Origin of the sequence: Mesorhizobium sp. B2-8-9 (assembly GCF_006439475.1) — a bacterium.
Classification (GTDB): domain Bacteria; phylum Pseudomonadota; class Alphaproteobacteria; order Rhizobiales; family Rhizobiaceae; genus Mesorhizobium.
The window spans coordinates 188482-201562 of the sequence record NZ_VFTQ01000003.1 but is presented as its reverse complement, the minus strand read 5'-3'; the positions used below and the strand labels follow the sequence as shown (position 1 = coordinate 201562).

The following is a 13081-nucleotide window of genomic DNA, read 5'->3' as shown; positions in this document are numbered from 1 at the left end:
GTCATTCGAAATGGCTGATGCGTTTGCGTCGTCGCGCCCGCCTGATTTCGGCGATGCGGTCGGCGTCGTCCTCGCTGAGATGACGGCCGCGCTCCAAAATCTCGAGCGTATATTCCTCGTAGGTCAGACCGAGCCGTTCGGCTCTCTCCAGCCGCATCAGCATGACGGCGTGGCTTGGCGCCTTCCAAGCCTTATCGTGGGCGGCGCGCCAGGCGAGGAAAATGTAGGCATCGCCCTTGCCCCAGGGCGGGCCGTCATAGTCGTCGAGCGGCGGCCCGCCATTGTGCGAGCGTTTTGGCCGGCGAGACATCGGAGTCAGTCCCTGACCAGCGCCACGAGATACTCCGCCGCATCCGGTCCGGGAGCATGAAATACGCAATCCGAGGGCGCGCCCAGCGCCAGGCAGTCGCCAGGCTCGAGCCGGTGCACCACATCGCCCTCGGTGAAATCCAGCCTTCCGTCGATCAGCCATATCTGCTGTTTGATGAAGGCATAGGACGCCGCCGGCAGACTGACCCTGGCACCTGCCGGAAGGCTGACCCTGACCAGTTCCAGCGGCATCTGCGATGCCGGCGATAGATGCCGCCTGATGTACCCGGTTGCCGGATCTTGCCAGATCGGCTGCTCGTCCCGGCGCGAAATACCGCCGCCTTGCATTTCGGCCCGCGCGATTAGCGTCGACAGCGTCATGCCGAAGGCCGCCGCGATGCGCACCAGAAGCGCCGCGGTCGGACTGGTCGTACCGCGTTCGATGGCGCTCAGCATCGCCTTCGAAACGTCCGAGCGCTCGGCCAATTCGGCAAGCGACCAGCCCCTCAGCGTTCTTTCGGAGCGTATCCGCCTGCCGATCGTGGCGGTAATACCATTCGATATATCATCCATTCGTCCAATATATCGGATTTTCTCGGCCTGGAAAGAGGCTAGTCGATCGAATTGTCGCGCTAGGCTTAACGCCGCCTACACCATCCGACCTCACCTGACTTTAACCCCGATTGGGTAGGGTCGAGGCTCCATGGAATGGGATCAGGTCAGCCATGTTTGTCGAACGCGAAGCCTCCGTTGGCGAACCGACTTCGCAGGAGCGCCGCAACATCCAGCAGAACGACAAGCGGATTCTGGGCAATGTCGTGCAATGCGACGGCGCGCGTGCAACCATCAGTGCCCATGCCGAAGACACCGAAGGCGCGATCAGCGGCCTTTGGACCGTCGGTAAGATGATCTCCATCAATCTCGGTTCGACACGAACGGTCGGCCTTGTCTATGCCATCGGCAAATCGGATCGCGCCTGGAACCACGAAGGGCAGAATCCGATCGAAGTCAGCGTCGAACTGGTCGGCGAGGTTCGCGACGGCGTCGAGCCCGGCGCCAAGCCGGTGTTCGACCGTGGCATCACCACCTACCCGCATATCGGCGCCATTGCTCACCGCATCCGAACCCGCGACCTGCAGGCGGTCTACGATCTGGCCGGGCGCCATTCAGTGACGATCGGTACCCTGTCGCAGGATGAATCGATCGATGCCAACATCGCCATCGACGACACGCTGGCGCGTCATTTCGCCATCGTCGGCACCACCGGTGTCGGCAAGTCGACAGCTGTCTCGCTGCTGTTGCGCAAGACGATCGAAGCGCGTCCGGATCTGCGCGTGCTCATCCTCGACCCGCATAACGAGTTCGCCGCCTCGCTGCCGGAATATTGCGTGAAGGTCGATTCCAAGACGCTCGACCTGCCGTTCTGGATGTTCAGGCTGGAGGAGTTCGCCGAAGTGCTGTTTCGCGGCCGCGAGACGGTGCCCGAGGAAGTGGATGTCCTGCGCGACCTGATCCCCGCCGCCAAGAACCTTTATCGCAACCCGAATTCCGGCACCTATGTCAGGCGCGGCAGCGACGCGCTGACGGCGGACACGCCAGTGCCCTACCGTGTCGCTGATCTCATCAAGCAGATCGACGAGCGCATGGGCATGCTCGAAAGCAAGAACGACCGCCCGACCTTGAAGTCGCTGAAAACGCGCATCGAATCGGCGGCAGCCGATCCGCGCTACCGCTTCATGTTCAATTCGCGGCTGATCGAGGACACCATCCACGAAACGATCGGCAACATTTTCCGCGTCCCCAACCATGGACGCCCGGTCACCTGCTTCGAGATGGCGGGCATGCCTTCGGAAGTCGTCAATTCGGTCTGCTCGGTGCTGGCACGCCTGGCCTTCGACCTGGCGCTGTGGAGCGAGGGCCGGCTGAAGCTGCTGCTGCTTTGCGAGGAAGCCCATCGCTACATGCCGGCCGATCCGCGTCTCGGCTTCGCGCCGACAAGGCACGCGCTGTCGCGCATCGCCAAGGAAGGCCGCAAATATGGCTGCTATCTCGGCGTCGTCACCCAGCGTCCGGGCGAGCTCGACCCGACCATCCTGTCGCAGTGCTCGACCTTCTTCGCCATGCGGCTTGCCAACGAGCAGGATCAGGCCATCATCCGCTCGGCGATCGCCGATTCCTCGGCCTCGACCTTGGCGTTCCTCTCCTCGATGGGGCAGCGCGAAGCCATCGCCTTCGGCGAAGGCGTGGCGACCACCATGCGGCTGAAGTTCGAGAAGCTGCCGCAGGAGTTCATCCCGGGCACCGCCAAGGGCGAGAAGATCGAGTCTTCCGTGGATGGCAACGACGTCGATCTCGCCATGATCGTCGAGCGGCTGCGCAACGTGCCGAAACCGCAGCAGGCCATGGCCTTCGCTGAGGCTGTGGATTCCTCCCGCCAGGCCGGCGACCCGGACTACAAGAAGCCGGCCACCGCCGCGCGCGTGCAGCCGGACGACGACTTCGACACTCGCTACGGCCTGAAGCCCTCGACCTTCGGCATGCGCCAGCTCAACGATTGAGCCTGCGATCAGCTTCGCAAGCACAGCCAAATTCCGAACAGGAATTCATCAGGCCGGATCGAATGACGTGGCTTTCGAGAAGCCGGAGCGGAGCGGACATGTAGTCCGTGAGCACCGGAAGTCGAGAAAGGCGCGTCAGTTGACCGGCCTCATGAATTCATGTCGGAATTTTAGGCGCAGACGCGGTTGCGGCCCTGCTTCTTCGCCTCATAGAGCTGGCGGTCGGCGCGGCGGTAGAAGTCCTCCGCGCTCTCCTTGTGGTCCCAGACGGCAAGGCCGACGCTGGTGGTGACCTTCAGCCGCACATTGCCCGACATGATCGACATGTTGGCGACCGCCTTGCGGATGCGCTCGGCGAACCTGGCCAGCAATTCGACATCCATGTTGGGGGTGACGACGGCAAACTCCTCGCCGCCCAGCCGCGCCACCACGTCGTGATATCGCGTCATGCCCCGCAGGCAGGTGGCGACGGCCCTCAGCACCTCGTCGCCGACGTCATGGCCATGCGTATCGTTGACCTGCTTGAAATGGTCGAGATCGAGGATCATCAGCCCGACCGGCCTGTCGATGCGGCGAAACTCGTGGAGATATTCGCGCAGCGCATCATCGAAATAGCGGCGGTTCTGCATTCCGGTGAGACTGTCGGTGAGCGCCGCCTGCTCGAGCGTCTGCGAGCGGGCACTGAGCGAAACCGTCATGGCCCTGAGCTTGCCTTCTTCCCGCACCTGGCCGCGGATCAGCGGGTAGATGAAGAAGGTGCCGAAGAACAGCGCGGTTGCCAGCAGCGCCCCGGTGACGAACAGAAGTTTGTTGAGATAGACGATTCTGTCGACGCGCGATGCGGCATCGAGGTCGGCGGCGATGTCCTGCAACTGGCCATAGGCATGGAAGGTCACCAGGCCCGCGGCCAGGATCACAAAAATAAAGACGAAAAATGCGGATTCCGCCTTATGGAAACGCATCAACTCCCCGCGGCACTGTAGCCCCAAAGGTTATGGCATGGCCGACCTTACGGACCGTTAATCCGAACAACCTTGGCGAGAATTGGAGCCGGCGATTTTAAGGCGCTGATTGAAAAAGCTTTTAGTCAGTCCTGAACAGCCGGTTCGTCGCCCGGCCGCAGCCTGCGCCACTCCGCGCCCAGCTGATGCCTGAACCATGTCGACTGGCGCTTGGCATATTGCCGGGTCGCGATCTTGGCGCGCTCAATGGCTTCGGGAAAATCCGATTGTCCGGCCATCGCCGCCTGCAGCTCCCGCACGCCGATCGCTTTCATAGCCGGCAGGTCCGGGTCGAGGCCGAGCGCGGTGAGTCGACGCACTTCGTCGAGAGCGCCCTTGTCGAGCATCTGGTCGAAACGCGCCTCGATGCGCCGGACCAGTTGCTCGCGGTCCGGCTCGATGACCAGGAAGCGCGCGCTGTCGCGATCGATTAGCGGCCGGCCGCGCACCGCCTGCCATTCGAGGATCGAGCGCCCGGAGGCGTCGAGCACTTCGAGCGCCCGCACGATACGCTGGCCGTCGGTCGGCCTGAGTTGCATGGCCATAGCCGAATCCTCGTGCATCAGCAGGCGATGCAGCCTTTCGGCCCCTTGCTCCTTGAGCTCGTAGCGCCAGCGCTCGCGGACGGACGCCGGAATGTCCGGCATATCCGAGATGCCTTCGGCCAGCGCACGGAAATAGAGCCCGGTGCCGCCGGCGAAAACGACCGGACGGCCAGACAGCACGCCGTCGTCGATCAGCCTTGTCACGTCGCGCAGCCAGGCGCCGGTGGAATAGGCGGTGGCGGGATGGACATGGCCGTAAAGGAAATGCGGAACGCGTGCCATTTCGGCGGCGCTTGGCCGCGCCGTCAGGACATCGAGCACCGAATAGCCCTGCATGGAATCGGTGTTGACGATGACCCCGCCATTGCGTTCGGCGAGATCGAGCGCCAGCGCCGACTTGCCGCTGGCTGTCGGCCCGGCTATCAGGATCGCGTTCTTGATGCGGCCTTCGCCCGCCTGCCTGCCGGAATCTTCGATGCCGCTGATCGCCACTTTAGTGTCCCGTCCAGAAGCCCGCGCCGTGCCGGCCTCGCTTGCGAATATGGCCTTGCGGGCCGCCGGCGCAAGCGCCGTTCATTGGCTGGCTGAGGACGTCGCCTGCGATCTCGTTTTGCCGCAGACGCCGGATATCGGCGAAATGACCGCCAATCTGCGCGCGGCGCTGGCTTCCGAGCCGGTCGACGTCATCGTCCAACCGGCCGAAGGCAGGCGCAAGAAGATCCTGCTCGCCGATATGGATTCGACCATGATCGACCAGGAATGCATCGACGAGCTTGCCGACGAGATCGGCGTCAAGGACCATGTGGCGGCGATCACCGCGCGCTCGATGAATGGCGAGATCGCCTTCGAGCCCGCCTTGCGCGAGCGCGTCGCCTTGCTGAAAGGTCTCGACACAGCCGTGGTCGACCGCATCATCGCCAACCGGCTGACGCTCGCCGCCGGCGGCCGCGCGCTGGTGCAAACGATGCGCGCCCATGGCGCCTGGACGGCGCTGGTCTCCGGCGGCTTCGACGTCTTCACCAGCCGCATCGCCGATATGCTGGGCTTTCAGGAAAACCGCGCCAACCGCCTGATCGAGAAAGACGGCACGTTCACCGGCATGGTGGCCGAGCCGATCCTCGGCCGCGCCGCCAAGGCCGAAGCGCTGCTCGATATCGCGAAGAGGCTCGGACTGACCACCGAGGACGCAATTGCGGTTGGGGACGGCGCCAACGACCTCGATATGATCCGTTTTGCCGGCACTGGCATCGCGCTTCACGCCAAGCCGGTTGTGGCCGAGCAGGCCCGCATCCGCATCGATCACGGCGATCTGACCGCGCTGCTCTATCTCCAGGGCTATCGCCGGGATGAGTTTTCAGAATGAAGCCGATCCGCACCGAGCGCCTGATCCTGCGCAACTGGGAAGAGCGCGACCGCGCGCTTTTCCACCGCATCAACTCCGACGAGCGCGTGATGGAATTCTTCCCGTTCCGCCGCGACCGTGCGACCGCCGACGCCATGATGGACGAATTCCGCGGCTGGATCGAGGAGGATGGCTACGGCTTCGCCGCCGCCGAGATAGCGGCCACCGGCGAATGCATCGGCTTCGTCGGTCTCCTGGATACGGATGATGTGCCATCGCTACCGGACGGCACGATCGAGATCGGCTGGCGGCTGGCGCCGGAATTCTGGGGCAAGGGCTATGTCACCGAAGCGGCTGAAGCCTGGCTCGCCTATGGCTTCGAAACGCTCGGCGTCGACGAAATCGTATCGTTCGCGGTCGCCGACAATCATCGTTCGGTCGCAGTCATGAAGCGACTCGGCATGCAAGCCGATGCGGGCGCCGATTTCGATCATCCGAGCGTTCCCGACAGCCATCCGCATCTCAAGCGGCATGTCCTCTACAGGCTGTCGCGCCGCGACTGGCAGGCACGAAAAAGGGCGGCTCGCTAGCCGCCCTATTCATTGAAACATCAATCGGTTATCGGACGTTCCGGACTCAATCCATCCGGATCGTCACGAAGCGCAGTTCGCCGGTCTTGGACGCCAGCATCAAGAGCGCGTTCTTGCGGCCCTGCTCCTTCAGCGCGCCGATCCGGTCCATCACGTCCTTCGGCGTGCCGACCGATTCCTGCGCGATCTCGGTGATCACCTCGCCGGGCTGGATGCCGCGCTCGGCCGCCGCCGAATTCTTGGCGACGTCGGTGATGACCACGCCGGACACATCGGCCGCGATGCCGAACTTCTGCCGTGTCTGGTCGTTGAGCTCGCCGACCGTCATGCCGAGCACCGAGGCCGTCGACACCGGAGGCGTCGCCTTGTCGCCCTTGTCCTGGTCGGTGTTGCCGTTCTCGCCGCTGGCCAGCTTCTCGCCGTCCTCCAGCCGTCCGAGCGTCACCTTGACGGTCTGCTCGACGCCCTTGCGCACGATGACGACGTCGACCGCCTTGCCGACCGGGCTTTCGGCGACGACACGCGGCAGGTCGCGCATTTCATGGATATCCTTGCCGTCGAACTTGATGATGACGTCGCCGGCCTGCACCGAACCGTTGTCGACCGGCCCGCCCTTGATGACGCCGGCCACCAGCGCGCCCTTTGCGGTCGCCATGCCAAGGCTTTCGGCGATGTCCGCCGTCACCGGCTGGATGCGCACGCCAAGCCAGCCGCGCCGCGTCTCGCCATACTGGCGAAGTTGGTCGACGACGCCGGCGGCAAGCTGCGAGGGGATGGAAAAACCGATGCCGATCGAGCCACCCGACGGCGAGATGATCGCCGTGTTGATGCCGATGACCTCGCCCTCGGCATTGAACAGCGGGCCGCCGGAATTGCCGCGGTTGATGGCGGCGTCGGTCTGGATGAAGTCGTCATAGGGGCCGGAATTGATGTCGCGGTTGCGCGCCGAGACGATGCCGACCGTCACCGTGCCGCCCAGGCCGAACGGATTGCCGATCGCCATCACCCAGTCGCCGACGCGCATCTTAGTGGAATCGCCGAATTTCACCGCCGTCAGCTTGTGACCCTTGGGGTCGACCTTCAGCACCGCGACATCGGTCTTGGTGTCGGTGCCGACGAGCGTCGCCTTCAGCGTGATGCCGTCGGAGAAATTGACTTCGATATCGTCGGCATCGGCGATGACGTGGTTGTTGGTCACCACGATACCCTGTTCGGCGTCGACGACGAAGCCGGAGCCGAGGGACTGCACTTTCTGCCCGGCGCCGCCCTTGTCGCCGCCACGGTTCTTGAAGAAATCGTCGAAGAAGTCCTGGAACGGGGAGCCCTCGGGCAGCTGCGGCATCGGCACCGCGCCCGGCCCTTCCGTGCCTTTCACCGTCTGCGAGGTCGAGATGTTGACCACCGCGCCAAGCAGGCGCTCGGCGAGATCGGCGACCGAGGGCGGCCCGTCGGAGGCGATCGTCGGTGTGACGAAGGACGGGACGGCAACAATGCCGACCGCGAATGCGGTGGCGCCGGCGAAGACCATGCGCCGCGCCGCGCGCAACAGGGTGTCGGATATCATCGTGGCCTCCCGGTGTGTCTGAAAAGGACAGGCGTTTTCCGCAAATACGCCCTGTCCGGTTCATGTTGGCAAGAAATACGGCACGTTTGCGGCTATGCCCGTCTTCTCAGGATAAATCGTCCGTCGCCGCGGCACCAATGAATTTCATCAGCCGCGAGCCAGCCACACAATGGCGACGCCAACCGCGATTGCCGCCAATCCTCCGAACCGCAGCGCGTTCTCGGGCATCGACTGCATTTCGCTCGCCAGTTTCCGGGCAAGGCCCGGAAACCCGCCATAGACCAGGCCCTCTATCACCAGGACCAGCCCGATCGCCGCGACAAAGTCCTGCACCGCCGCTACTGGGCGGTGCTGGGTTGCGCGGCCGGTGCGGCAGACGTCGCGGGCGCGGCCGGCTGTCCGGGCTGAGGCTTGCTGCCCGGATCGCGGAAGTAGCGGAAGAACTCGGATTCGGGCGAGAGCACCATAGTCGTTCCGGTGCTGTCCAGCGCCGTGCCGTAGGCATTCATCGAGCGATAGAAATCGAAGAAGGCCGGATCGCGCTTATAGGCGTCCGCAAAGGTCGCGCTGCGCTGCGCCTCGCCCTCACCGCGCAGGATTTCCGATTCCTTCTGCGCCTCGGCGACGATCTCGACGACCTCGCGGTCGGCCCGCGCCCTGATGCGCTGTGCGGCCTCGTTGCCGCGCGCCCTCAGACGCTCGGCTTCCGCCAGGCGCTCGGCCTTCATGCGGTCATAGGTCTGCTGCGAGACCTCCGCCGTCAGGTCGGTCCGGCGGATGCGCACATCCTCGATGTCGAGGCCGAGCGAGGTCGCATCGGGGCGAAGCTGATCGCGCACCTCGCGCATCATGACGCCGCGTTCCTCCGAAAGCGCGGCCTCGAAGTCGCGCAGGCCGTAGACACGGCGCAGCGCCGCATCGAGACGTGTCCGCAGCCGTGCCTCGGCCAGTTCAACCTGACCGGACACCGCCGCGCGGAACGTGCGCGGATCCGAGATGCGATAGGCGATGAAGGCGTCGACCTCGTAGAACTTGCCGCCCGAGACCTGGACGCGGATGTTGTCGAGGTCGAAGCGCATCACCCGCTTCTCGACCATCTGCACGCTGTCGGCATCGAAGAAGGCGAACGGCGCCTTGAAGTAGATGCCGGGCTCGTTCTTGACGTCGATGATCTCGCCGAACCTGAGCACGATCGCCTGCTGGCCGGCATTGACGACGAACACCGCGGAGTAGAGCAGGAACAGAAGGACAGCCGCGATGACGGCGATGATGGGAAGACGGTTGGCCATCACTGGTTGCCTCCCGTCGTGACGCCGCTCAGCGGGGCCGGCGCCGGCTGCGCTTTCGGCTGCAAAGCCGGCAGCGGCAGGTAAGGCAGCACGCCCTGACCGTTCCCCTGCTCGACGACGACCTTGTTGGAGTCCTTCAGGATCTTCTCCATGGTTTCGAGGTAGAGGCGCTTGCGCGTGACGTCGGGCGCCTTGGCATATTCGTTGTAGACGGAGATGAAGCGCTGCGCCTCGCCTTCCGCCTCCTGCACCACGCGGTTCTTGTAGGCGGCGGCGTCCTCGCGGACCTGAGCCGCCTGGCCGCGCGCCTGGCCGAGCTTCTGGTTGGAATACTGGTTGGCCTGCTCGACGAACTTGTCCTCGTCCTGCTCGGCGCGCTGCACCTCGTCGAACGCGTCGGCCACCTCGCGCGGGGGCGCTGCGTCCTCGATCGAGACTGCGTTGACCTGGAGACCGGTCTTGTAGCCGTCGAGCGTGCCCTGGATGATCTCGCGCACCCCGGTTGCGATCCCCTGACGGTCGTCGCGGAAGATGTCCTGCGCCGGCCGCCGGCCGACGACTTCGCGCATGGCGCTCTCGGCGACCTGGGTCAGCATGCCGTCAGGATCTGAAACATCGAACAGATAGGCTTTGGGATCGGAGACCTGGTAGGCTACCGAGAACTGCACGTTGACGATGTTCTGGTCGCCGGAGAGCATCAGCCCGGAGCCGCTGCTCGACCCGCCGCCGATGCTGACGAGCTGCTCGGAGATCTTGGCGGTCTCGACCGTTTCGATCGGCCACCAGTGGAAATGCAGGCCCGGCTGCGAAAGCTCGGACTTCGGCTGGCCGAAGCGCAGTTCGACCGCAACCTCGTCGGGCTGCACGGTGTAGATCGCCTTGAAGGCCCACAGCACGATGAGCGCCACCGCGATCAGCCCGAGCACGGCCGGGCTCGCGCCGCCGCCGCCCGGAAGCGCGCGTCGCAGCCTGTCCTGGCCGCGGCGGATGATGTCCTCGAGATCGGGGGGCGAACCCTGCGGGCCGCTTGGCCCTTTCGGTCCCTGCCCCCAGGGCCCCTGATTGCCGCCGCCGCCCCATGGGCCGCCGCCACCGCTCTTGTCGTTCCAGGGCATGAATGTCCTTTCGCTTCGGTTCCCTCAGGCCTTGCGGCGCAATCCTAGCGCATGACCACGAAAACCCATATCGGTTTTCGAAAAGGAATCATGCCCCAAAATCAAAGTATTACGGCGGCCTGTTGCGCGTCCGGTTGGACGCGCGCCGCTGCAACACCGTTCTTCTATAGGGACGCCTTGACCCGCTTTCAACGCGATGTGCCATCGTCCCCGTGCGATTTGGACGGGTAGCGACCCTTTGTCGTCGTCAACGATCGTCGCGCCGGCGCTCGTAAACGGTGTAACGCGTGGCGTGGCTGTCTTTCTGGCCGGCAGGAAAATCCTCGGCGCTGACGACCTGCCAGATGCTTGGATCGATCGGCGGGAAATGCGCATCGCCATCGACGCTGGCCAGCACATGGGTCACATGCAGCCGGTCGGCAAGCGGTAAGGCCTGGGCATAGATCTCGCCGCCACCGACCACGCAGATCTCCTCCGCTCCCGCCATGCAGCGGCCGCGCACCTTGGCGAGCGCGATCGCGTCATCCAGCGAGTGGGCCACCTCGATGCCCTCGGCGCGCCAGGCCTTGTCGCGCGTCACCACGATATTGAGCCGGCCGGGCAGCGGCCGGCCGATGCCTTCATAGGTCTTGCGGCCCATGATGATCGGCTTGCCCATCGTGTCGGCCTTGAAGCGCTTGAGATCGGTGGAAAGCCGCCACGGCAGGCCGCCTTCGCGGCCGATCACGCCGTTTTCGGCGATGGCGACATAGATCGCGATATCCATCAGCCGCCGTTCCCGCCATTGTCCGACGGCTCAAGCAGAAGGATGTCGATATCGTGCTCGGGATAAAAATCCTTCGCGGTGACCTCGAACGTCGTCGGCCCGACCTTTTTGACATTGTCGCCGCAAAAGGAGACGAGGTTTTTTGGGCTGCCCTTGTCGATAGTGAGCTTGAAATTGCCAATCGTCCCGGCCGCCCAGTTGCCGCCGGTGGTCAGGATATAGGCGATGCGGCTCTCGTAATATTTCGGATAACCGTCCGGATTTGCCTTGGCCGCCTTGCGCACCGCGTTCTCGAACGTCTGATCGATGCAATAGCGGGTCTTGTAGGCCGCATACTGGCCCTGGAACTGCCCATCATAGAAAAAGCTGACCGAGGAGGTGCCCCCGACGCTGGGCTTGTAGCGGTGCGAGACATGAACCTCCTTGTTGGCCGGGAAGGTCGAGCGCCACCAGTAGGTCGAGCGCAGCTGCCAGAACGGCGCAAAGGTGGTTTGCATGCCCGAGCCGTCATCGGCGGTATCTTCGATGATGATGCCGCGATCTTCCCAGTCCTTGGCGATATCCTTGGGCAGCTTCGCCAGCGCCGCCTTGGCGGCGCCGCCGAATGGATAGAGCGGCACGTTCTGCGCCTTGAGGTCAGCGGTGATGTCGATGCCGAGCGCCAGCGCCTTTTGCTCCAGCTGCGGCTTCGCATCGACGCCGTCGATCGTCACCTCGAAGCCGAGGAAATTATCGCTCTGAGCCTCCGGGATTGCCGGCATCTCGTTCGGATCGCCCTCGATGTCGGGCATCGGGAACGCGACTATGGAGCTGACATCCTTGTCGGTGTTGTTGCGGAAGACATAGTCGACCGTCACCTTCTCCGGCGAGATGAAAAGGTCCTCGCTCTGCATGGCGACGGCGTCGCTGCGCGACAGGATCAGCCCGCCTGTGCCGAGCTCGGCGACGGAATCATTGGCGAAGGCCGGAGCGGCCGTTATTACAAGCGCTGCGGTCGTTACGGTGCGTAACATGGACCCCCTCCTCTGTGCCGCGATACCCGGATCAGCCGGATGCGCTCTTCCATCTACCCGTTTCAAGATAGCGTTTCAAAGCCCTTCGCCACCGGATACGGGTACTTCTGGACACCGCGTCGCCGATCGGGCAGGAGATCGCCATGCGCAAGCTTCTCGTCATCGGCATCGGCGCCGGCAATCCCGACCACATGACGGTCCAGGCCATCGACGGCCTGAACCGCGCCGACGCGCTGTTCATTCCCGACAAGGGAGCGAAGAAGAACGATCTTGCCGATCTGCGCCGGCAGATCTGCGACCGCTTCGTCACCAATCCGAAATCGCGCCGGGTCGAGTTCGATGTGCCGGTTCGGGCCGAACCGACATCGTCCTATCGTGTGACAGTCGACGACTGGCACGAAGCGATCGCCGAGATCTATGAGGCTCTGATCCGCGACGAGCTTGCCGAAGATGGCTGCGGCGCGTTCCTGATCTGGGGCGATCCGTCGCTCTATGACAGCGCGCTGCGCATCCTCGAGCGCGTGCGCCTGAGAGGCAATGTCGGTTTCGAGCTCGAGGTCATCCCCGGCATCACCGCGATCCAGGCGCTGGCCGCCGCCCACGCGACCGCGCTCAACCGCATCGGCGATTCGATCCTGGTGACGACCGGTCGCCGGTTAACCGAAGAAGGACTGCCAGCCAATGCCGGCTCCACCGTCGTCATGCTCGACGGCAAATGCGCCTTCAACACGCTTGCCGACAAGGACGTCCTTATCCAGTGGGGCGCCTATCTCGGCACGCCCGACGAGATCGTCATCTCCGGACGCCTGGGCGACGTCGGTGCCGAAATCGAAAGGGTTCGTGAAGACGCCAGACGAAAGAAGGGCTGGATCATGGACATTTATCTGCTGAGAAAATCAGGGGAGTAAGGGAGTAGGGGAGTAAGGCAATAGGGAGCGCACATCGCATGCGCAGGCGGCCAGGACATCACATCCTACTCTCCTACTCTC

14 protein-coding genes are annotated in these 13081 nt (G+C 64.0%); 4 read left to right on the top strand and 10 right to left on the bottom strand.

The window, feature by feature from the left end:
* Position 1 precedes the first annotated feature (1 nt).
* Both FJ423_RS05325 and FJ423_RS05320 read right to left on the bottom strand, forming a co-directional pair.
* Positions 2 to 310, bottom strand: a complete 309-nt coding sequence (locus FJ423_RS05325; RefSeq protein ID WP_140839842.1) for a hypothetical protein — start codon at positions 308 to 310, stop codon at positions 2 to 4.
* A gap of 5 nt (positions 311 to 315) precedes the next feature.
* Positions 316 to 882 carry an XRE family transcriptional regulator gene (locus FJ423_RS05320; protein WP_140839840.1) on the bottom strand — a complete coding sequence of 189 codons (567 nt, stop codon included), beginning with the start codon at positions 880 to 882 and terminating at the stop codon, positions 316 to 318.
* Between the two features lie 152 nt (positions 883 to 1034).
* Here FJ423_RS05320 and FJ423_RS05315 point away from each other — a divergent pair, with 152 nt between their 5' ends.
* Complete coding sequence (locus tag FJ423_RS05315; protein ID WP_140839838.1) at positions 1035 to 2867, top strand: ATP-binding protein; 1833 nt, start codon at positions 1035 to 1037, stop codon at positions 2865 to 2867.
* Between the two features lie 170 nt (positions 2868 to 3037).
* Here the strand turns inward: FJ423_RS05315 and FJ423_RS05310 are convergent, their stop codons facing one another.
* Complete coding sequence (locus tag FJ423_RS05310; protein WP_140839836.1) at positions 3038 to 3829, bottom strand: GGDEF domain-containing protein; 792 nt, start codon at positions 3827 to 3829, stop codon at positions 3038 to 3040.
* A gap of 125 nt (positions 3830 to 3954) precedes the next feature.
* Positions 3955 to 4899, bottom strand: coding sequence for a tRNA (adenosine(37)-N6)-dimethylallyltransferase MiaA (miaA, locus tag FJ423_RS05305; RefSeq protein WP_140840098.1), 945 nt, complete (start codon positions 4897 to 4899; stop codon positions 3955 to 3957).
* Between miaA and serB the strand changes: the two genes are divergently transcribed.
* Together serB and FJ423_RS05295 are read left to right on the top strand one after the other, a co-directional pair.
* Complete coding sequence (gene serB / locus FJ423_RS05300; protein ID WP_140839834.1) at positions 4889 to 5776, top strand: phosphoserine phosphatase SerB; 888 nt, start codon at positions 4889 to 4891, stop codon at positions 5774 to 5776. The two genes, miaA and serB, sit on opposite strands and share 11 nt — an antisense overlap.
* Positions 5773 to 6345: a GNAT family N-acetyltransferase gene (locus FJ423_RS05295; RefSeq protein WP_140839832.1), complete on the top strand. Its 573-nt coding sequence runs from the start codon at positions 5773 to 5775 to the stop codon at positions 6343 to 6345. The genes serB and FJ423_RS05295 overlap by 4 nt, the downstream gene beginning before the upstream one ends.
* Positions 6346 to 6391: 46 nt before the next feature.
* Here FJ423_RS05295 and FJ423_RS05290 read toward each other — a convergent pair whose 3' ends face one another.
* The 6 genes from FJ423_RS05290 to FJ423_RS05265 form a co-directional block, all read right to left on the bottom strand.
* The gene (locus tag FJ423_RS05290) at positions 6392 to 7909 is read right to left on the bottom strand and encodes a DegQ family serine endoprotease (protein ID WP_140545373.1); all 1518 of its coding nucleotides are present in this window, start codon (positions 7907 to 7909) and stop codon (positions 6392 to 6394) included.
* Between the two features lie 147 nt (positions 7910 to 8056).
* On the bottom strand, positions 8057 to 8242 hold the full coding sequence (locus tag FJ423_RS05285) for a DUF2065 family protein (protein WP_140839830.1): 186 nt from the start codon (positions 8240 to 8242) through the stop codon (positions 8057 to 8059).
* 5 nt (positions 8243 to 8247) lie between these two features.
* Complete coding sequence (locus FJ423_RS05280; protein WP_140839828.1) at positions 8248 to 9198, bottom strand: protease modulator HflC; 951 nt, start codon at positions 9196 to 9198, stop codon at positions 8248 to 8250.
* Positions 9198 to 10313, bottom strand: a complete 1116-nt coding sequence (gene hflK, locus FJ423_RS05275) for an FtsH protease activity modulator HflK (RefSeq protein ID WP_140839826.1) — start codon at positions 10311 to 10313, stop codon at positions 9198 to 9200. The genes FJ423_RS05280 and hflK overlap by 1 nt, the downstream gene beginning before the upstream one ends.
* A 247-nt stretch (positions 10314 to 10560) precedes the next feature.
* Positions 10561 to 11079, bottom strand: coding sequence for a dihydrofolate reductase (locus FJ423_RS05270; protein WP_140839824.1), 519 nt, complete (start codon positions 11077 to 11079; stop codon positions 10561 to 10563).
* Complete coding sequence (locus FJ423_RS05265) at positions 11079 to 12092, bottom strand: DUF4424 domain-containing protein (protein WP_140839822.1); 1014 nt, start codon at positions 12090 to 12092, stop codon at positions 11079 to 11081. The genes FJ423_RS05270 and FJ423_RS05265 overlap by 1 nt, the downstream gene beginning before the upstream one ends.
* A gap of 143 nt (positions 12093 to 12235) precedes the next feature.
* On the opposite strand from FJ423_RS05265, the gene cobF reads away from it, so the two are divergent.
* Positions 12236 to 13000 carry a precorrin-6A synthase (deacetylating) gene (gene cobF / locus FJ423_RS05260; protein WP_095764772.1) on the top strand — a complete coding sequence of 255 codons (765 nt, stop codon included), beginning with the start codon at positions 12236 to 12238 and terminating at the stop codon, positions 12998 to 13000.
* Positions 13001 to 13081: the final 81 nt, after the last annotated feature.